Origin of the sequence: Limnomicrobium aquaticum, from assembly GCF_040545545.1 — a bacterium.
GTDB classification, from domain to species: Bacteria; Pseudomonadota; Alphaproteobacteria; order Rhizobiales; family Rhizobiaceae; genus Ensifer_A; species Ensifer_A aquaticum.
On the sequence record NZ_JBEPMB010000007.1, the window covers coordinates 1 to 19,308 of the forward strand.

A 19,308-nucleotide genomic window follows, 5' to 3' on the forward strand; every position below is an offset into this window, starting at 1 on the left:
ATCGCGGCGATGTTCGTCGAAAGCGCAGTCAGATCGCCCCCGGTCAATGCAGCAACCTGCGTGGAGTTCAGAGCACCCACGACACCCGTCGAAAGCACCGCAACCTGAGCCGTATCCAATCCACCGATCTGCGCACTGGTCAGACCAACGGCAGCGCTCGAGGTGAGACCGGCGATCTGCGTACTCATCGCCGTAACCTGACTTGCGCTCATCGCGGCAATTTGCGTCGAGGTAAACCCGGCGATCTGCGTCGAGCTCAGTGCGGCGAACTGGGCGCTCGTCATGGCCGCGATCTGCGATGTCTTGAGGTTTCCGAGCTGCGCGGATGTCAAGGCCTGCAGCTTCGCTCCGCTAAGGGCGCTCAGGGAATCGGTCCCCATCCCGCTGATAGCCTTCGACGAAATTGCCCCGATGTCAGCAGCCGAGAAAAGATTGATATCGGCTGAATTCAGCGCCGCCACCGCCGCAGAACCCAGACTGCCGATTTGAGCGGGTCCAAGCGCTTCGGCCTGATCTGTATGGAGCGCTGCGATTTGCGTCGTTGTCAGGCTACCGATCTGCGCGCTCGTCAATCCCGCGATCACACCAGACTGGATACCCGCCAGCTGCGTCGCGTTGAGGCCTACAATCGCAGATGTGGAGATCGCATCCATCTGGCTGGTTGAAAAGGCCTGGATAGTCGAGCTTAGGAAAGCGCCGATCTGCGTCGAAGACAGAGCCGCGATTTGCGCGCTGCTGAACGCGGCCGCGTCTGCTGTGTTGAGTACTGCGATCGTGCTCGTAGCGAGAGTTTTGATCTGGCTTGTCGTCAGAGAAGAAATAATCGAAACCATCTGCGCCGTCGCTTTCCAATTTGCCCATTTACGCTTCTTTTCCTGTCGTGCCCTGCTGCCGTTGCAAACAGTGGTCCCGACGGGAAAATCAAACTCTCCAGCGCGTTGGCCACAGTTCGAGGCTCAGCCGAATAAGCGCGCAGGGATAGTCTTTCAGAGAAACATGGCTTTGGAAGCCTCGGGGAAATCGCGCATCATGCAAGTGGTGCCGAAACACCAGACCCCGCCCCTCGTGGATCGGTCACCTCGTTTGCCTCTTGTGACGGGTTGATCGTGCCCGAAATAGACTGCGGCAAGCAAGCATAAAGCGATCCACTTACAATCTTGAGACCATAGCGGTTAATTTTTGCTTTACAACCCGAAAAGATATCGACGCCTCTCATTAACTTTCGTGAGAAACCATCGCCCTTTGCAGGATGGACTTGGATGACGCGGTGCGATTGAGCCGGCCAACCGGCGTCAGACCAAATGATGACAATATAAAATACGCACGCATTACATTTGTGACATTACGATACAGAATATTCGTCTTATCGGGCACACAGGTAGAATACTAATAAAGGCCCACGAAAAATATTGAAAAAATTGCGAAGTATGTCTGGGCGTCGGACACGTCTGCTTCTGGAAAATCGATGCTGAAAGGACCTGCACAGGGCCTGTCCAAAGCTTAACGCTTGACGGGTACGCCACGTTCATCCGCCGAGAGGCGAGAAGCGCCTCGAAAGGCATCCAGCCAGCCCAGTTCCGGTTGCGTCGGCCCTGCCGGGCGATATTCGGCACCGATCGGACGCTCGTAGCCAAGGCTTTCGAGAACAGCGAGGATGTGGCGATAGTCCACTTCTCCATGATCGGGCGCCCCTCTATCCGGCACCGCGGCGATCTGCACATGCCCGATGATCGGCATCAGCGCCCTGAGCCGGCGGGTGAGATCCCCTTCCGTGATCTGCACGTGATAGCAGTCGAACATGAGCCGCAGATTGCTTGCGCCGGTATTCGCGATGATCTCAGACGCCTGATCCGTCGTCCGCAGGAAATAGCTTGGCCAGTCGAAACGGTTCAACGGCTCGATGAGGATGCTGATCCCATAAGGCGCGGCGCGGTCGCCGGCATAGGCGAGATTTGACAGGAAAGTCTGCCTCGCATCGACACCTTCGGCATTGCCCGCCATCACATGGACGGAATGCGCACCGACAGCACGCGCATAGTCGACCGCCTGATCGATCGCGGAGCGCGCTTCCGTCTCGCGGCCAGGCAACGCCGCCAACCCGGTTTCGCCCTGCTCAACATCGCCTCGGACAGTATTGAGACTCAGCATGGCAAGGCCGGTTTCACAAAGCGCGGCGCGAACCTGATCCGCGGGCACGTCATAGGGCCAATGACATTCAACCGCATCGAAGCCGGCGCGGGCGGCCGCACGGATAGCATCAGGCAGCGCAAGCTCGCGCCAGAGCAGTCCAAGATTGGCAGAGAATTTCGCCATGATAGCCGCTCCAAAAAAACGAGGGAGACGGGCCAAAGCGGCCGCTGAATCCTTGATCAGAACTTGCCGGTTTCCAAAAACAATTCAACCGGAGACCATGCGGTCTCCGGTTGATTGGGGTCATTCGCTGTGCGGATTAACGAATCTTGCAGAAGTGCTCGTTGCCATATCCATCAACATAGGTGCCGGTCTGCGGATCGAAGCTGTCGTAACGATCTTCGCAGGCCTGGTACCAGGCGGCGGACCATGGACGAACGCGCTGATAGCTGGCCGGGCGATAACCATAGTCACCACCATTGTTGTAATAGGCCGGACGCTCGCGATAATGCGGCGCATCGTCATAGGTCTGCACTTCGCGAGGACCGTTGTCCTGCGAGCCGGAAACGATGGCGCCTGCAATCACGCCTGCGGCAAGACCGGCAATACCGACGGCGAGCATGTCGTCATTGTTACCATGGTCGCGTGCGGCGGCCGGAACTGCCTGTGCGGCCACCAGGAGGGCGCTCGAGACTGCAACAACCTTCAGAAACGTACGCATGTGATTTTCCTTTCAGATCGGCGAAGTGATTTGCCGTGTTGATAGCAATCTATGTCTGCCAGCCTGAACCGTGGCTGAACGAGCCATTCAGGAATGCGCTCGGTTGACATTTTCTCCTCGCGTGACATGCGACCCGCGCCGTGGCATAGGGGCGGCAACTCGTTTCAAGCGCAGTTCCGCAGGAATCCGCATCGGATTTTAGGGAACCGCCCCACCCCGGACCGCCCTCATGATTCGCATCGAAAATGTCAGCAAGTCGAACAGCAACCGCATCCTCTATATCGAGGCCTCAGCCGCATTGAACCGCGGCGAGAAGATCGGCCTGGTTGGTCCGAATGGGGCGGGCAAGACCACCCTCTTTCGCATGATCACCGGCGAGGAACAGCCCGACGAAGGCCAGATCTCCACCGAAAAGGGCGTTACCATCGGCTATTTCGACCAGGATGTCGGCGAAATGTCCGGCCGCTCGGCGGTCGAGGAGGTCATGGCGGGCGCAGGCCCGGTCAGTGAGATCGCCGCAGAACTCCATGCGCTCGAAGCCGCCATGGTCGATCCGGATCGTCTGGACGAAATGGACGAGATCATCGAGCGCTACGGCGAGGTGCAGGGCCGCTATGAGGAACTCGACGGCTACGGTCTGGAAAGCCGCGCCCGCGAAGTGCTGGCCGGCCTCTCCTTTTCGCAGGAAATGATGGATGGCGATGTCGGCAAGCTTTCGGGCGGCTGGAAGATGCGCGTGGCGCTTGCCCGCATCCTGCTGATGCGCCCCGATGTCATGCTGCTCGACGAACCGTCGAACCATCTCGATCTCGAAAGCCTGATCTGGCTCGAAAACTTCCTCAAGGGCTATGACGGCGCGCTGCTCATGACCTCGCATGACCGCGAATTCATGAACCGCATCGTCAACAAGATCATCGAGATCGACGCCGGCTCACTCACCTCCTATTCGGGCGATTATGAATTCTACGAGGGCCAGCGCGCCCAGAACGAGAAGCAGCAGCAGGCGCAGTTCGAACGCCAGCAGGCCATGCTCGCCAAGGAGCTGAAATTCATCGAGCGCTTCAAGGCCCGCGCCTCGCATGCCGCCCAGGTGCAGAGCCGGGTGAAGAAACTCGACAAGATCGAGCGCGTCGAGCCGCCGCGCCGCCGCCAGACGGTCGCCTTCGACTTCCTGCCCGCGCCGCGCTCAGGCGACGACGTCGTCAACATCAAGGGCGTCCACAAGCAATATGGCTCGAAGATCATCTATGACGGCTTCGATTTCATGATCAAGCGCCGCGAGCGCTGGTGCATCATGGGCATCAACGGGGCCGGAAAATCGACGCTGCTGAAGCTCATCGCCAGCGATGCCAAGCCGGATTCAGGCACGGTGACGATCGGCGCCAGCGTCAAGCTCGGCTATTTCGCCCAGCACGCCATGGACGTGCTGACCGGCGATCTCACCATCCTGCAATGGCTGGAGGAGCGCTTCCCCAAGGCCGGCCAGGCCCCGCTTCGCGCGCTTTCAGGCGCTTTCGGCTTCACCGGCGACGATGTCGAGAAGAAATGCCGTGTGCTGTCGGGCGGCGAAAAGGCCCGCCTCGTCATGGCCGCCATGCTCTTCGATCCGCCGAACTTCCTCGTCCTCGACGAACCGACCAACCACCTCGACCTCGACACCAAGGAAATGCTGATCAAGGCGCTGCAGAGTTACGAAGGCACCATGCTCTTCGTCTCCCACGACCGCCATTTCCTCGCAGCCCTTTCAAACCGCGTGCTGGAACTGACGCCGGAAGGCGTGCATCGGTATGATGGGGGATATACGGAATATGTCGAGCGTACGGGCCAGGAAGCACCGGGTCTGCATAGCTGACACCGCAGCGCTTTTGACTGCCATCAGCCTCGCCTCTTGAAAAAATACGCAGATTACGTATTTTACACACCAACAGGAGAGCGCGCATGGCTGACACGCTGCAAGTTTCGGCAACCAAGTTTTCGCGGAGCTTCGCCCGCTATCAGGACGAGGCTCATTCTGTTGGCGTCATTGAAGTGACGTCGCATGACCGCGTGATCGGCGGCTATCTGAGCGCCAAGGAACTCGAGAATTATCGCCGTCTCAAGAACAACGAGCGGGAAGTCATCGCTTTCAGCGAGTTTGACGATGACATGCTCTCGGAACTCAAGACCACGAAATGGGGCACCGTCTCTGAGTGATCCTGCCGGAACCCGTCCCTGGTCTCGTCGTCCGCTACAACTATCTCTGGCGCAGGGATGAGCTGCAAGGATTCTCGCAAGGCGACAAGGATCGCCCCTGCGCCATCATCTTGTCTTCCAGCAAAACTGGAAAAGTCACACTGATACCGATCACGCATTCGCCGCCGGAGCCGGGCGAACAGCATCTTTCGATCGAGATCCCCGTCGAGATTTGCAGGCAATGCGGTCTGGACGACGGCCGAAACTACATCCGACTGGGAGAAACAAACAGGTTTACCTGGCCGGGTTCCCACTTGCGACCTTTGCCGTCCGATCCGTCGAGAGTGCATTATGGGATGCTTCCGAGGGATTTCTTCGAGCACGTCCTGTCTCAGGTGATCGCCCTGGTCGAGCAGAGCATGGTCAGTCTGACAAAAAGAGACTGAACGTAACCCCATCCATCAAAATTCCTGAAGCCCGCATGACGCATTCGCCCTTGTTCGACTCAACGAACAGGCGCTGAATAGGCATCATTCGAAAGTCCTAGCTGACCTTCATTGCACCACATTCGAGGTGCACCAAACGCCCACTCTTTGAAAAGTTGCATGCCCTTCTTTTATCCGCATGTCGTGATCGCAAAACCGCTCAGCACGTTTGCGTGATATGCTTCAGGACCCCCGCCCCCATGCTTCGCTATTTCGAAAATCTCATCATCCCCACGGCCAAAGAGACCCCCGGCAATCCGCCGGAGGGAATCCTGAGCTTCTACTGGTTCTTCATCCGCCAGGCGAAGGGCCTCTTCATCATGCTGCTGGTGGCGAGCTTTCTCGTCGCCGTCACCGATGCGGCGATCCCGATCTTCATGGGCCGGCTGGTCAAGGCGCTGACGACGAGCGCGCCGGAACTGGTGGTCGGCAACAGCCAGCATCTGGTCCTGAGCCTTGTCATCCTCGTGCTCGCCGTCAAGCCGCTGGTCATGGCCTTTCAGGCACTTGTGCTCAATCAGGCGATTGCGCCGGGCATGACGAACCTTGTTCGCTGGCAGAGCCATTGGCATGTCATCCGCCAGAACCTCACCTTCTTCCAGAACGATTTCGCCGGCCGCATCGGCTCACGCGTGCTGGAAGTGGGCTTTGCGCTGAGAAACTCCGCCGTTTCGGTCATTTCCGTCGTCTGGTATCTGGCAGCGCTTGGCCTTGTCGGTGCACTGTTTCTGGCGACCGCCAGCCTCTGGCTGGTGATCCCGGTTCTCGGCTGGACAATCGCCTATGTCGGCTTCCTCGCCTTCATCGTCCCGAAGATCCGCCGCGGCTCGCGCAACATCGCCTATGCGCGCTCCGACATGGTCGGCCGCATCGTCGACAGCTACACGAATATCATGACGGTCAAGCTCTTCGCCCGCGCCGAGGACGAAGACGCCTTCGTGCGCGAATCGGTCGATGTGCATACCGGCCGCATGACGACGCAGCATCGCTGGCTCTCGCTCTTCGGCATCGGCCTGTCGCTGCTCTCCGGCCTACTGATTGCCGGCACGGCCTCGATGGCGATCTGGCTCTGGTCGCAGGGCAAGGTCGGCATAGACATCGTCGCCATCGTGTTGCCGATGACCCTGCAGATTTCCAGCATTTCATCGCGCGTCGCGCTCGAAATCTCGACCATTTTCGAACAGCTCGGCACCGTGCATGAAAGCATGGAGACCATCGCCCAGCCGATCGGCCTCACCGACAAGGCAAACGCCAAGCCGCTGGTCGTGAAAAAGGGCGGCATTCGCTTCGACAACATCTCGTTCCACTACGGCCGCAAGGGCGGCATCATCGAGAACCTGACGCTGGACATCAAGCCGGGCGAGCGCATCGGCCTCGTCGGCCGCTCCGGCGCCGGCAAATCGACGCTCGTCAACCTGCTGCTCCGCTTCTACGATCTGGAATCCGGCCGCATCCTCATCGACGGCCAGAACATTGCCGACGCCACGCAGGAAAGCATCCGCCGGCATATCTCGGTCGTGACGCAGGACACCTCGCTGCTGCACCGCTCGATCCACGAAAACATCGCCTATGGCCGCAGCAATGCGACCCGCGCCGAGGTCATCGCCGCCGCCGAACAGGCCCATGCGGTGGAGTTCATCGAGCATCTGACCGACTGGAACGGCTTGGCCGGCTTCGACGCCCATGTCGGCGAACGCGGCGTCAAGCTCTCCGGCGGCCAGCGCCAGCGCATTGCGATCGCCCGCGTGATCCTCAAGAACGCCCCGATCCTGATTTTGGACGAGGCGACCAGCGCGCTCGACTCCGAAGTCGAATCCGCCATCCAGTCGAGCCTCGAAAACCTGATGCAGGACCGCACGGTGATCGCCATCGCCCACCGGCTCTCGACCATCGCCGCCATGGACCGCCTGGTCGTGCTGGATCGCGGCCAGATCGTGGAACAGGGCACGCATCACGAATTGCTGGCGCTGGGTGGGCACTATGCCCGGCTCTGGGATCGGCAGTCGGGGGGGTTTCTGGATCCGGAGGGGTAGACTTGCTCCGCGGGTCACTCTCCCTCCCCCTTGTGGGGAGGGTTGGGGAGGGGTCTTTCTGTCCGTTTGCTCAGAGTTCGCGGGAAATACCCCCTCTGGCTGCCGCCATCTCCCCCACAAGGGGGGAGACGGGTGGGGCAGCGCCGCGGGTCACTCTCAACCCTTGTGGGGGAGATACCCGGCAGGGCAGAGGGGGCGCCCCAAGGCACGCCCCTCAATCCAGCGGATGATGACACGCAAACCTGTGGCCCGCATCCCCCGTCAGCGGCGGCATCTCTGCCTTGCAGACATCCGTCGCCCGCCAGCAACGCGGATGAAACGGACAGCCGGACGGCGGCTTGAGCGGTGACGGCAATTCGCCGGTCAGGCTGATGCGCGTCTTCTCGCGACCCGGATCGGCAACGGGCGTCGCCGATAGAAGCGCTGCAGTGTAAGGGTGTCGCGGATGGGCGAAGACCTGGTCTGCCGCCCCCTCCTCCACCGGCCGGCCGAGATACATGACCATGACATCGTCGGAAATATGCTTCACCACCGAAAGCCCGTGCGAAATGAAGAGATAGGCAAGGCCCATCTCCTCCTGCAGGTCCATCAGCAGGTTGAGCACCTGCGCCTGGATCGACAGGTCGAGCGCCGAAACCGGCTCGTCGAGCACGAGAATATCCGGGTTCAGCATCAGCGCGCGGGCAATGGCTATGCGCTGGCGCTGGCCGCCGGAGAACATGTGCGGGTAGCGCCCGTAATGTTCAGGCCGGAGCCCGACGCGCTTCATCATCTCCTCGACCTTCGCGCGACGTTCGGCCGCCGAAAGTTGCGTATTGATCTTCAGCGGCTCTTCCAGGATCGCGCCGACCTTCTGGCGCGGATTGAGCGAGCCGTAGGGGTTCTGGAACACGATCTGCACGCGCGAGCGCAGCGACGCATCGCCCACCAGCGCCGGCTTGCCACCGATCGTCAGTTCACCCTCCGACGGAGTCTCGATCATGGTCGCAAGGCGGGCCAGCGTCGATTTCCCGCAGCCGGACTCGCCGACCACGGCCAGCGTCTTGCCGCGTTCAAGCTTGAAGCTGACGCCGTTCAGCGCCCTGACGCTCGTCGCCGGTTTGAAGAGCTTGCGGCTCCCCTCGTAATACCGCTTGAGGTCGCGGCCTTCCATCACGACATCGCTCATGCCGCACCTCCCAGACGTTGCGGCTCGCCACCAACCAGCGGATAGAAACAGAGCGCATTGCCCAATGCCGGGCCCTGCCTTGGCGGCTTGGTCTGACAGGCCGCATCCGCAAATGTGCAGCGCGGCGCGAAGAGACAGCCCGGCGGCCGGTCGAACTGGCCGGGCACCACGCCCGGGATCGACGGCAGCCGCGCGCCTTCAACGGCGCGCTCCGGCAGCGAGGCCAGAAGTCCGGCCGTATAGGGATGATGCGGATCGGCAAACAGCGCCTTCACCGGCTGCTCTTCCACCTTCTGCCCTGCATATTGCACCTGCACGCGCTCGGCGGTCTCAGCAACCACGCCCATGTCATGGGTGATCAGCACCAGCGCCATGCCCTTCTCGCGCTGCAGGCGAACCAGCAGTTCGAGGATCTGCGCCTGGATCGTGACGTCGAGCGCCGTGGTCGGTTCGTCGGCAATCAGAAGCTTCGGATTGCAGGCCAGCGCCATGGCGATCATGACGCGCTGGCTCATGCCGCCCGACATCTGGTGCGGGAAGTTGGACAGCCGCTCCTCGGGCGCGGGAATACCAACGAGCTGCAGCAGCTCGATCGAGCGCGCCCGCCGCTCGGCCCGGTTGAGGCCCATATGCAGCTTCAGCGTCTCGCCGAGCTGATAGCCGACGGTGAAACACGGATTGAGGCTCGACATCGGCTCCTGGAAGATCATGGCAATGTCCTTGCCGATGATCTTGCGGCGCTCTCGCGCACTCATCTTCGCCAGGTCCTGACCGTCGAAGGCCATGCGATCAGCAGTGATCTTCGCCGTCCAGGGAAGCAACCCCATGACGGCCAGCATCGCCACCGACTTGCCAGAACCGCTCTCGCCGACAATCGCGAGGATCTCGCCCTTGTCGCAGGTCAGCGAAACGCCATCGACCGCGCGGAACACACCGCTCGCCGTCTGGAATTCCACCGTGAGGTTTGAAATTTCGAGAAGCGCCATGTCACGACCTCTTCAGCTTGGGGTCGAGCGCATCGCGCAGCCCGTCGCCCATGAGGTTGATTGCCAGAACCGTGATGAGGATGGCGAGACCGGGGAAGGTGACGACCCACCAGGCTCGGCTGATGAACTCGCGGGCTTCCGCCAGCATCGTGCCCCATTCCGGCGTCGGCGGTTGCGCGCCCATGCCGAGAAAGCCGAGCGCTGCGGCATCGAGGATCGCTGCAGAAAAGGCGAGCGTCGCCTGCACGATCAGCGGCGCAAGACAGTTCGGCAGGATGGTGATGAACATCAATCTGGGCCAGCGTGCGCCGGCAACACGCGAGCCGATCACGTATTCCTTCGTCTTTTCCGTCATCACCGAGGCGCGCGTCAGCCGCACGAAATGCGGCAGGTTGACGAGCGCGATCGCCATCATCGCATTCATGAGACCCGGCCCCAGCACCGCGACCAGCACGAGCGCCAGAAGCAGCGAGGGGAAGGCCAGAACAATGTCCATGACCCGCATGATCACGATATCGGTCTTGCCGCCGGCAAATCCGGCGATCAGTCCGATCACCACGCCTAAGACCACCGACAGCGACACGACCACGACGCCGATGAACAGCGAGAAGCGCGCGCCATAGACCAGCCGCGAGAAGATATCGCGACCCACAGGATCCGTGCCGAGCAGATAGGACGCATTTCCACCCTGCATCCAGGACGGCGGCAACAGAAGAATGGCCCGGTCCTGCTCGTTCGGCAGATGCGGTGCGATCAGCGGCGCGAAGATCGCCATCAGAACGACGATGACGAAGACCGCGAGCCCGATCACCGCCCCCTTGGAGCGGGTGAAATAATACCAGAATTCGCCGAGCGCGGATTGCGGCTTGACGGCGTTGTTTGTTGCTTCAGCCATGTCCCGCCTCCTATTTCCTGATCCGCGGGTTGATGAACCCGTAGGTGACATCAACGATCAGGTTGACGATCATGATGATGGCGGCAATCAGAAGAAGGCCACCCTGCACGACCGGATAGTCGCGCTTGAACACGGCATCGACCATCCATTTGCCGATGCCCGGCCAGGAGAAGATCGTTTCGGTCAGGATCGCGCCGGCCAGCAGCACGCCAACCTGCAGGCCGATCGTGGTGACGACCGGGATCAGCGCATTGCGCAGCGCATGGAAGCCGACAACGCGAAACGGCGAAAGCCCCTTGGAACGCGCCGTGCGCACATAATCCTCGCCCAGAACTTCCAGCATGGCCGAACGCGTCTGGCGCGCAATGACCGCAAGCGGGATCGTCGCGAGAACGATGGTCGGCAGGATCAGATGGCTGAGTGCCGAGGAAAAGGCGCCCTTCTGCCCCGACAGAAGACTGTCGATCAGCATGAAGCCCGTCACCGGCTTGAAGAAATACATCAGCGAAATGCGCCCTGACACAGGCGTCCAGCCGAGGTAGCCGGAAAAGAAGATGATGAGCAGCAGACCCCACCAGAAGATCGGCATGGAATAGCCGACAAGCGCCGCGCCCATCAGCGTCTGGTCGAGCCACGACCCGCGCTTCACCGCCGCGATCACGCCCGCCGGAATACCGAGCAGCACGGCCAAGATGATGGCACAGATGGACAGTTCCAGCGTGGCCGGAAACAGCGCCCTGAAATCGTCCAGCACCGGTTTTTTCGTCACGACCGAACGGCCGAGATCGCCGTGCACGATCTTGTCGAGATAATCGACGAACTGAAGGGCGATGGGCTTGTCATAGCCGAGATCGTGCATGATCTGGGCGTGTTTTTCTTCCGACATCACCCGTTCGCCCGACATGAGCATGACAGGATCGCCCGGAAGCAGGCGGATAAAGGAAAACGCGATCAGCGCCACCCCGACAAATGTCGGAATGAGGATCGCAATCCGGCCGAGGATGAAACGCAGCATCGGCAATACTCCGAATGGTTACGACCGGGCAGCCCGCAAGGCGGACTCCCGGCCGTGAACGTCATGACCTGCGATTATTCAGCGATATCGACGTCGTTGAAGCGATGAACGCCAACTGGATCCATGTAATAGTTGGAAACCTTCTTGCTCATCGGCATGATTTCCAGCGAATGGTCCAGCGTCGCCCAGGGGGCTTCCTTCTTGAAGACGACCTGCGCCTCTTCATAGAGCTTGGCGCGTTCGGCCTGGTCGGACGTGACCTTGGCCTTCTTCACCAGCGCATCGAAGTCCTTGTTGCACCACTGCGCGCGGTTATTGCCGCCGACGGCATCGCAGCCGAGCAGCGTGTCGAGGAAGTTGTCCGGATCGCCATTGTCGCCGGTCCAGCCGAGCATGGCAGCACCGTCGCGATCCTTGGCCTTGGAGAGCTTCAGATATTCGGCCCATTCATAGGTGACGATCTCGACCTTGACGCCAACCTTGGCGAAGTCCGCCTGCATGAGTTCGGCCGCGCGCCGCGCGTTCAGCATGTACGGACGCGAAACGGGCATGGCCCAGATCTTCATCGAAAGATCCTTGACGCCGGCCTTTTCCAGAGCGGCCTTGGCAGCAGCCGGATCGTACTTGTCGTCCTCGACCTTGTCGTTATAGGACCACATGGTCGGCGGGATCGGGTTCTTGGCCACCTGACCGGCACCCTGGAAGACGGCTTCGACAATGGCCTTCTTGTTGATCGCCATGTTGAGCGCCCGACGCACGTCCGGCTTGTCGAACGGGGCCTGCATCGTGTTGTAGGCGAGATAGGCGATGTTGAGACCCGGCTTTTCGTCAACCTTCAGGTTGGCGTCGGCCTTGAGGCCGGCAACGTCGGCAGCATTCGGGTAGGAGGCGATGTGGCACTCGCCGGCCTTCAGCTTCTGCGCGCGCACCGAGGCATCGGGCGTGATGGCGAAGACGAGATCGTCGATCTTCTGCTTCGGACCCCAATAGTCGGGATTGGCCTGATAGCGGATGACGGCGTCCTGCTGGTAGCCGACGAAGGTGAACGGACCGGTGCCGAGCGGCTTCTGGTTCATCTGCACCATGTTGTTGTCGGCGGCGAGCTTGTCAGCATATTCCTTCGACACGATGGAGGCGAAGTCCATGGCGAGGTCGGCGAGGAAAGGCGCTTCCGGCTTGTTCAGCGTGAACTTGACCGTCAGATCGTCAACCTTCTCGATGGATTTGATCAGCTTCGGGAAGCCCATGCCGTCGGCATATTCGTAAGATGCACCGGCAACATACTTGTTCCACGGATTGTCGGCCTTGAGCTGGCGCTCGAAGGAGAAGATCACGTCGTCAGCAGTCAGATCGCGCGTCGGCGTAAAGAAATCCGTCTTCTGGAACTTCACGCCCTTGCGCAGCTTGAACGTATAGACCGTGCCATCCGGCGAAATCGTGTAGCTTTCAGCAAGACCCGGCTCGGTTTCTGTCGAACCGTGCTTGAACTCCACCAGACGGTTGTAAACCGTGCGGCTTGACGCATCGAAGCTCGTGCCGGCGGTGTAGATCGCCGGGTCGAAGCCTTCGGGCGAGGCTTCGGAGCAGTAGACCAGCGTCTTGGACCAAGCGGAGGTTGCAAAGGCGGAGGCCAGCGCCGAAGCGGCCAGCAGAAGAGCCAATTTTTTCATGGCGATTTTTTCCCAGTTCTATTTTTGGTTTCGCCCGTTGCCTCGGGCTTGGCGCAAGAAAAGCGTATTTAGGCCACGAAAGCAACTCGCCCGTTTCGAAAATTTTCCGGCTGGACAAAATTTGACAATTGGCAGGCGCGGCTTGACCTGTCCCCGGCGCAAACCCTGACGATTGCCTTTGACCTTGCGGCCAAGCCCCTGTATTGCAAGGCGCAATCGAGTGCGCTTGTTGCTGTGATGCCGAGCGCCGGCCCTCATTTTGAGACGTAAGTTATGAAATTTCTGGACGAAGCCAAGGTTTACATCCGTTCGGGTGACGGTGGCGCAGGCGCGGTGTCTTTCCGCCGCGAAAAATTTGTCGAATTCGGCGGCCCCGACGGCGGTGACGGCGGGCGTGGCGGCGACGTATGGGTCGAGGCCGCCAACGGCCTGAACACGCTCATCGATTTCCGCTTTCAGCAGCACTTCAAGGCCGGCACGGGCACCCACGGCATGGGCCGCAACCGCACCGGCGCCAAGGGCGCGGAAGTGACGTTGAAGGTGCCGGTCGGCACACAGATCTTCGAGGAAGACGGTGAATCGCTGATCGTCGACATGGTGACGGAAGGCCAGCGCTTCCGGCTCGCCGCCGGCGGCAATGGCGGCTTCGGTAACACGCATTTCAAGTCGCCGACCAACCAGGCCCCGCAATGGGCCAATCCCGGCCTTCCGGGCGAGGAAAAGACACTCTGGCTGCGCCTGAAGCTCATCGCCGATGCCGGCCTCGTCGGCTTGCCGAATGCCGGCAAGTCCACGTTCCTGTCGACCGTGACCCGCGCCCGGCCGAAGATCGCCAATTATCCGTTCACGACGCTGCATCCGAACCTCGGCGTGGCAACCGTGGACGGGCGCGAATTCATCATCGCCGACATTCCGGGCCTGATTGAGGGCGCGCATGAAGGCACGGGGCTGGGCGACCGTTTCCTCGGCCATATCGAGCGCACCCGCGTGATCCTGCATCTCGTCTCCGCCATGGAAGAGAATGCCGGCAAGGCCTACAAGACGGTCAAGAAGGAGCTCGACGCCTATGGCGGCGGGCTCACCGACAAGACCGAAATCGTCGCGCTGTCGCAAATCGACGTGGTCGCTCCCGATGAGTTGAAGAAGAAGATGGCCTCGCTGAAGCGCGCTTCGGGCCAGACACCGCTGGCCATTTCCGCCATCACCGGCCTCGGCATGCGCGAAGTGCAGCGCGAGCTGGCCCGTATCATCGACGAGGCCCGCCGCGCCGATCCGGGCGTGCAATCGGCTACCACGGCGCATGGCCATTCGGGCCGCAAGCCGAAGCAGGAGCCGATCTACGACGAAGACGGTGACGAAGAAGACTGGGACTGAGTTGAGCAATGCCCGTAAAGCGTAAGAAACCCTCCGCCTGCAAACGCATCGTCATCAAGATCGGATCGGCGCTGCTGGTTGATCGTAAGTCGGGACTTAAGAAGGCGTGGCTCGATGCCGTCTGCGAGGATATCGCGGCGCTCCGCAAGGCGGGCGTCGAAGTCCTCGTCGTCTCGTCCGGCGCGATTGCCATGGGCCGCACGGTGCTTGATCTTCCCCCGGGCATCCTGAAGCTGGAGGAAAGCCAGGCGGCAGCGGCCGTTGGGCAGATTGCACTTGCCCGCGCCTGGACAGAAAGCCTGTCCTTCCATTCCATCGTCGCCGGCCAGATCCTGCTGACGCTCGGCGATACGGAAGAGCGCCGCCGCTATCTCAACGGCCGCGAGACGATGAACCAGCTTCTCAAGCTCGGCGCCGTTCCGATCATCAACGAGAATGACACCGTCGCCACGACCGAAATCCGCTATGGCGACAACGATCGCCTCGCCGCCCGCGTCGCCACCATGGTCGGCGCGGATTTGTTGGTTCTTCTCTCAGACATCGACGGTCTCTACACTGCTCCGCCGCATCTCGATCCGGACGCGAAGCTGATCGAAGAAATCCCCGCGATCACCCCCGAGATCGACGCCATGGCCGGCGGGCCGGCCTCGGAACTGTCGCGCGGCGGCATGCGCACCAAGATCGATGCCGGCAAGATCGCCACATCGGCCGGCTGCGCCATGATCATCGCGTCTGGCAAACCCGACCATCCGCTCGCCCTCATCGAGGCCGGCGGCCGCCATTCCTGGTTCGCCGCCTCCGGCAACCCCTCGACGGCGCGCAAGACCTGGATTGCCGGCAAGCTGCAACCGGCGGGCAGGATTCGGGTGGACGAGGGGGCCGAAAAGGCGCTTTTCTCCGGCAAGAGCCTGCTTGCCGCCGGTGTGCGGGAGCTGGAAGGCGATTTCAGCCGTGGCGACACGGTGGCCATCGTCACCCTCACCGGTACCGAGATCGCGCGCGGCCTTTCCGCCTATGACGCGGACGAGGCCCGCCAGATCCTCGGCAAGAAAAGCAGTGAAATCGCCGAGATTCTCGGCTATGCAGGCCGCTCTGCCATGGTCCATCGCGACGATCTCGTGATGACCGCAGCGCGGGAAAAGGCTTGAGACGACATCTTCAAGCGAAAGGATGAGACGATGTTGGACGGAACCACGGACAAGGCCGCAGTCGAGACGCTGATGCTCGAAATCGGGCAAAAGGCCCGCGCCGCCGCCCGACCGTTGAGCATCGCATCGCCTGAGCGCAAGCACGCGGCGCTTATCGCCATGGCCACCTATATCATCGCCGGCATGGACAAGATCCTGGCCGCCAACGCGCTTGATCTCGAAAATGCCCGCGAGACCGGCATGGCCGCGTCCTTCATCGACCGGCTGACGCTGACCGAAAGCCGAATCCGCGACATGGCAAACGGCATCCGCGCCATTGCCGAACTGAAGGACCCGATCGGTGAAGTCATCGCCGAATGGGACCGTCCCAACGGTCTGCATATCGAGCGCGTCCGCACGCCGCTCGGCGTCATCGGCGTGATCTACGAAAGCCGCCCGAACGTGACGGCGGACGCCGGCGCGCTTTGCCTCGCAGCCGGCAATGCCGTGATTCTCCGCGGCGGATCGGACTCGATCAACTCCTCGCAAGCCATCCACGCCTGCCTGACGCGCGGGCTGAAGGATGCCGGCCTGCCGGAAGCGGCGATCCAGATGGTGCCGACGACCGACCGCGCTGCCGTCGGCGCGATGCTTTCGGGCCTCAACGGCAATGTCGACGTCATCGTCCCGCGCGGCGGCAAGAGCCTCGTGGCCCGCGTGCAGTCGGAAGCCCGCGTACCGGTCTTCGCGCATCTGGAAGGCATCTGCCATCTCTATATCGACAAGACCGCGAAGCTCGACATGGCGGTCGAGATCGCTGTCAACGCCAAGATGCGCCGCACCGGCATCTGCGGCTCTGCCGAAACGCTGCTCGTGGACCGCGCCTGCGCTTCCACCCATCTGAAGCCGATCCTCGAAGCACTGGCCGCAAAGGGTTGCGAAATCCGCGCGTCCGAAGCGGTGATGGCCCTCGTGCCGAACCTGAAAGCCGCAACGGAAGAAGACTGGTCGACCGAATATCTCGACGCCATCATCTCCGTGGCGCTTGTGGACGGCATCGGCGGGGCCATCGAGCACATCGCCCGCTATTCGTCCAACCACACCGAGGCCATCGTTGCGGAAGATGTCAGCGCCGTCGAACGCTTCTTCAACGAGATCGACAGCGCCATCCTGCTGCACAACGCCTCGACGCAATTTGCCGATGGCGGCGAGTTCGGCATGGGCGCGGAAATCGGGATCGCCACCGGCAAGATGCATGCCCGCGGCCCCGTCGGCGTCGAGCAGCTCACCTCGTTTAAATACCGGGTGCGCGGCAATGGCCAGGTAAGGCCGGGCTGACGCGTGGAGACAGAAGCGGCTCTTTCCGATCGCTATCTCACCATGCCGCACACCGAGCGCGGCATGGTCATTGGCCTGTTCGGCGGCTCGTTCAATCCGCCGCATGAGGGACACAAGCTGGTCGCCGAAATCGCTCTGAAACGCTTGGGCCTTGACCGGCTCTGGTGGATGGTGACTCCCGGCAACCCCTTGAAAAGCCACAATGGCCTCGCCCCGCTTGCCGAGCGCATCGCGGCCTGCGAGCAGATGGCGACAGATCCGCGCATTCAGGTCACGGCATTCGAGAAACGGATGAACAACAGCTACACCGCCGAGACGCTCGCGGCCGTGAAGGCGCGCAATCCGGATTGCCATTTCGTCTGGATCATGGGTGCCGACAATCTGAAGAGCTTCCACCGCTGGCAGAAATGGCAGGAGATCGCCGCAACCTACCCCATCGCCGTCATAGACCGGCCGGGTTCGACGCTTGCCTATCTCTCCTCCAAGATGGCCAAGACCTTCGACTACGCCCGCGTCGACGAGCAGGAAGCCCGCGCGCTCCCCTTCCGCAAGGCCCCCGCCTGGACCTTCATCCACGGCCCCCGCTCGACGCTGAGTTCGACGCTGATCCGCGAGAAGAACGGCAAGTGAGCCTGTCGCAGCTTTCGGACCGTTTGGCGTGACCGCCAGACATTGACCCTCACCGTAAGCCTTGACTGACGAACACCAGGCTTAGGCTGTCGCCAGCGAAGAGGTTGCTTCAAAATTCTCCCGCAGCGTGCTTCCCTCGTAGTCGGACTGGAAAAGACCCCTGCTCTGGAGGATCGGCACCACACCTTCGACAAAGGCTGGCAGACCATCGCTGATGACATCGGGCATGATGAAGAACCCGTCGGCAGCGCCTGCCTCGAAGAGTTCCTGAAGCTGATCTGCGACCTGAGTTGGCGACCCGATGACGGTCGTATGGAAGCCGGTCACATCGCGCAGCAGAACTTCGTATGGCGATTTTCCATCCTGAAGAAGCTTTGTGGCCCTTTCGGCATGCGGATAGCTGAAGTTCGGCCTGAGTGCGGCCAGGCGATCGGCAGACAGCGGCTCGCGCATCGTGTCCATCGTCAGCCGCATGCCGACCAGAACGGACAGATGATGCAGTTTCGCAGCCAGCGGGATCGAGGCGAATTGAAGCAGGGCCTCCCGGCGGGCCAGCGCCGCTTCCTCCGTCTCCGCGACCGTCGTGAAGATCCCCATGAAGAGTTTCACCGCGCTCGGATCGCGTCCGGCGGCCAGAGCCGCGCGGTCGAGTGCCTGCCGATGCGCCCGCCCGGTCGCAATATCCGTGACCATCGAATAGACGCCTGACGCATACATGCCGGCAAGCTGAAGCCCCTCCGCACCACCGCCGGCCTGGAAGATGATCGGCTGGCCTTGCGGCGACGGCGGTGTCGGCAGCGGGCCGCGAGAGGCCACGAATTGACCGCCGAGGTTTATCGGCTGGATCTGGCTGACATCGGCATAGATGCCGCGCTCGACGTCGAGTTTCAGCGCGTCCTTGCCCCAGCTGTCCCAAAGCGCCTTCACAAGCTGAATGAATTCGTGCGCCCGGGCATAGCGCGTTTCGCGGTCATCGATATGGGAGCCATAATTGGCGCCAATGGTCGGATCGTTGGTGGTGACGGCGTTCCAGCCGATGCGGCCGCCGCTCAGCACGTCCAGCGCCTTCATCTGCCGCGCCACCGTGTAGGGAAAGTTGAATGTCGTCGACTGCGTGAGGGCGAAGCCGAGATGCTTCGTCTGGCCGATCAGGTGGCTGGTGATCACGAGCGGCTCGATCGTTGCTGTGGGCGGGGAATGCGATATGTCTTCGCGCATGGCCGGGTGATCGGCGATGAAAATGAGCTGGAATTTTCCCTGTTCGGCAACCCTGGCGATGTGGGTCATGGCGTCCAGATCGTAATGGAGGCCTGGCGTGTTGCCGGGCCAGCGCCAGGCGCCATCGGCCGAGCCGTGATTGATGATCTGGCCGCCCAGCAGCATCTTGCGGCGGGGGGCCTTCGTGACGTCGGTGACATGATGGGTCATTGCGAACTGCTCTGAAATCTGGGCGCGAAGCCGGCTGATCGATGAAGAAAGCACTTTGGGCGAGCATGCCACGCATCGCGCAAAAGGACGTTGCCAGCGCCATTCCTATACGATATCGTTTCGATACGCAATCGTA

16 protein-coding genes and 1 pseudogene are annotated in these 19,308 nt (G+C 61.4%); 8 read left to right on the plus strand and 9 right to left on the minus strand.

What is annotated here, in order from left to right; genetic code table 11:
• The 3 genes and pseudogenes from ABID16_RS18110 to ABID16_RS18120 form a co-directional block, all read right to left on the minus strand.
• Positions 1 to 833, minus strand: a pseudogene (locus ABID16_RS18110) (beta strand repeat-containing protein); the annotation flags it as partial.
• 667 nt (positions 834 to 1,500) lie between these two features.
• Positions 1,501 to 2,313, minus strand: a complete 813-nt coding sequence (locus tag ABID16_RS18115) for a hydroxypyruvate isomerase family protein (protein ID WP_354557774.1) — start codon at positions 2,311 to 2,313, stop codon at positions 1,501 to 1,503.
• 136 nt (positions 2,314 to 2,449) lie between these two features.
• Positions 2,450 to 2,851, minus strand: coding sequence for a BA14K family protein (locus ABID16_RS18120; RefSeq protein WP_354557775.1), 402 nt, complete (start codon positions 2,849 to 2,851; stop codon positions 2,450 to 2,452).
• Between the two features lie 229 nt (positions 2,852 to 3,080).
• Here ABID16_RS18120 and ABID16_RS18125 point away from each other — a divergent pair, with 229 nt between their 5' ends.
• From ABID16_RS18125 to ABID16_RS18140, 4 genes are all read left to right on the plus strand, one after another.
• The gene (locus tag ABID16_RS18125; protein WP_354557776.1) at positions 3,081 to 4,703 is read left to right on the plus strand and encodes an ABC-F family ATP-binding cassette domain-containing protein; all 1,623 of its coding nucleotides are present in this window, start codon (positions 3,081 to 3,083) and stop codon (positions 4,701 to 4,703) included.
• 86 nt (positions 4,704 to 4,789) lie between these two features.
• Positions 4,790 to 5,044, plus strand: coding sequence for a hypothetical protein (locus ABID16_RS18130; protein ID WP_354557777.1), 255 nt, complete (start codon positions 4,790 to 4,792; stop codon positions 5,042 to 5,044).
• Positions 5,041 to 5,469: a hypothetical protein gene (locus ABID16_RS18135; RefSeq protein ID WP_354557778.1), complete on the plus strand. Its 429-nt coding sequence runs from the start codon at positions 5,041 to 5,043 to the stop codon at positions 5,467 to 5,469. Before ABID16_RS18130 ends, ABID16_RS18135 begins: the two co-directional genes overlap by 4 nt.
• A 239-nt stretch (positions 5,470 to 5,708) precedes the next feature.
• On the plus strand, positions 5,709 to 7,541 hold the full coding sequence (locus ABID16_RS18140) for an ABC transporter ATP-binding protein (RefSeq protein ID WP_354557779.1): 1,833 nt from the start codon (positions 5,709 to 5,711) through the stop codon (positions 7,539 to 7,541).
• Positions 7,542 to 7,755: 214 nt separating this feature from the next.
• Here ABID16_RS18140 and ABID16_RS18145 read toward each other — a convergent pair whose 3' ends face one another.
• The 5 genes from ABID16_RS18145 to ABID16_RS18165 form a co-directional block, all read right to left on the minus strand.
• On the minus strand, positions 7,756 to 8,709 hold the full coding sequence (locus ABID16_RS18145; protein WP_354557780.1) for a peptide ABC transporter ATP-binding protein: 954 nt from the start codon (positions 8,707 to 8,709) through the stop codon (positions 7,756 to 7,758).
• Positions 8,706 to 9,695, minus strand: a complete 990-nt coding sequence (locus tag ABID16_RS18150; RefSeq protein ID WP_354557781.1) for an ABC transporter ATP-binding protein — start codon at positions 9,693 to 9,695, stop codon at positions 8,706 to 8,708. The genes ABID16_RS18145 and ABID16_RS18150 overlap by 4 nt, the downstream gene beginning before the upstream one ends.
• 1 nt (position 9,696) lies before the next feature.
• Positions 9,697 to 10,590 carry an ABC transporter permease subunit gene (locus tag ABID16_RS18155; protein ID WP_354557782.1) on the minus strand — a complete coding sequence of 298 codons (894 nt, stop codon included), beginning with the start codon at positions 10,588 to 10,590 and terminating at the stop codon, positions 9,697 to 9,699.
• 10 nt (positions 10,591 to 10,600) lie between these two features.
• Positions 10,601 to 11,605 (minus strand): ABC transporter permease subunit, encoded by a 1,005-nt coding sequence (locus ABID16_RS18160; protein ID WP_354557783.1) that lies wholly within the window; start codon positions 11,603 to 11,605, stop codon positions 10,601 to 10,603.
• Between the two features lie 74 nt (positions 11,606 to 11,679).
• Entirely contained in the window at positions 11,680 to 13,275 is a 1,596-nt protein-coding gene (locus ABID16_RS18165; protein WP_354557784.1) for an ABC transporter substrate-binding protein, read from the minus strand.
• Between the two features lie 273 nt (positions 13,276 to 13,548).
• Between ABID16_RS18165 and obgE the strand changes: the two genes are divergently transcribed.
• The 4 genes from obgE to ABID16_RS18185 are packed head-to-tail and all read left to right on the plus strand — an operon-like array spanning position 13,549 to position 17,744.
• Positions 13,549 to 14,649 (plus strand): GTPase ObgE, encoded by a 1,101-nt coding sequence (obgE, locus tag ABID16_RS18170; protein ID WP_354557785.1) that lies wholly within the window; start codon positions 13,549 to 13,551, stop codon positions 14,647 to 14,649.
• A gap of 8 nt (positions 14,650 to 14,657) precedes the next feature.
• A complete protein-coding gene (proB, locus tag ABID16_RS18175; RefSeq protein ID WP_354557786.1) occupies positions 14,658 to 15,797 on the plus strand; it encodes a glutamate 5-kinase in 1,140 nt (379 codons plus the stop codon).
• Positions 15,798 to 15,827: 30 nt separating this feature from the next.
• Positions 15,828 to 17,114 carry a glutamate-5-semialdehyde dehydrogenase gene (locus tag ABID16_RS18180; protein ID WP_354557787.1) on the plus strand — a complete coding sequence of 429 codons (1,287 nt, stop codon included), beginning with the start codon at positions 15,828 to 15,830 and terminating at the stop codon, positions 17,112 to 17,114.
• 42 nt (positions 17,115 to 17,156) lie between these two features.
• A complete protein-coding gene (locus tag ABID16_RS18185) occupies positions 17,157 to 17,744 on the plus strand; it encodes a nicotinate-nucleotide adenylyltransferase (protein WP_354557964.1) in 588 nt (195 codons plus the stop codon).
• An 81-nt stretch (positions 17,745 to 17,825) separates the two neighbouring features.
• Here ABID16_RS18185 and ABID16_RS18190 read toward each other — a convergent pair whose 3' ends face one another.
• Positions 17,826 to 19,172, minus strand: a complete 1,347-nt coding sequence (locus ABID16_RS18190; RefSeq protein ID WP_354557788.1) for an NtaA/DmoA family FMN-dependent monooxygenase — start codon at positions 19,170 to 19,172, stop codon at positions 17,826 to 17,828.
• Positions 19,173 to 19,308: the final 136 nt, after the last annotated feature.

Coding starts and splice junctions, on each gene's coding strand:
- proB (WP_354557786.1), top strand. CDS start 14,658: ATGCCCGTAAAGCGTAAGAAACCCTCCGCCTGCAAACGCATCGTCATC.
- ABID16_RS18120 (WP_354557775.1), bottom strand. CDS start 2,851: ATGCGTACGTTTCTGAAGGTTGTTGCAGTCTCGAGCGCCCTCCTGGTG.
- ABID16_RS18190 (WP_354557788.1), bottom strand. CDS start 19,172: ATGACCCATCATGTCACCGACGTCACGAAGGCCCCCCGCCGCAAGATG.
- ABID16_RS18165 (WP_354557784.1), bottom strand. CDS start 13,275: ATGAAAAAATTGGCTCTTCTGCTGGCCGCTTCGGCGCTGGCCTCCGCC.
- ABID16_RS18150 (WP_354557781.1), bottom strand. CDS start 9,695: ATGGCGCTTCTCGAAATTTCAAACCTCACGGTGGAATTCCAGACGGCG.
- ABID16_RS18115 (WP_354557774.1), bottom strand. CDS start 2,313: ATGGCGAAATTCTCTGCCAATCTTGGACTGCTCTGGCGCGAGCTTGCG.
- ABID16_RS18145 (WP_354557780.1), bottom strand. CDS start 8,709: ATGAGCGATGTCGTGATGGAAGGCCGCGACCTCAAGCGGTATTACGAG.
- ABID16_RS18130 (WP_354557777.1), top strand. CDS start 4,790: ATGGCTGACACGCTGCAAGTTTCGGCAACCAAGTTTTCGCGGAGCTTC.
- ABID16_RS18185 (WP_354557964.1), top strand. CDS start 17,157: ATGCCGCACACCGAGCGCGGCATGGTCATTGGCCTGTTCGGCGGCTCG.
- ABID16_RS18140 (WP_354557779.1), top strand. CDS start 5,709: ATGCTTCGCTATTTCGAAAATCTCATCATCCCCACGGCCAAAGAGACC.
- ABID16_RS18180 (WP_354557787.1), top strand. CDS start 15,828: ATGTTGGACGGAACCACGGACAAGGCCGCAGTCGAGACGCTGATGCTC.
- ABID16_RS18125 (WP_354557776.1), top strand. CDS start 3,081: ATGATTCGCATCGAAAATGTCAGCAAGTCGAACAGCAACCGCATCCTC.
- ABID16_RS18160 (WP_354557783.1), bottom strand. CDS start 11,605: ATGCTGCGTTTCATCCTCGGCCGGATTGCGATCCTCATTCCGACATTT.
- obgE (WP_354557785.1), top strand. CDS start 13,549: ATGAAATTTCTGGACGAAGCCAAGGTTTACATCCGTTCGGGTGACGGT.
- ABID16_RS18155 (WP_354557782.1), bottom strand. CDS start 10,590: ATGGCTGAAGCAACAAACAACGCCGTCAAGCCGCAATCCGCGCTCGGC.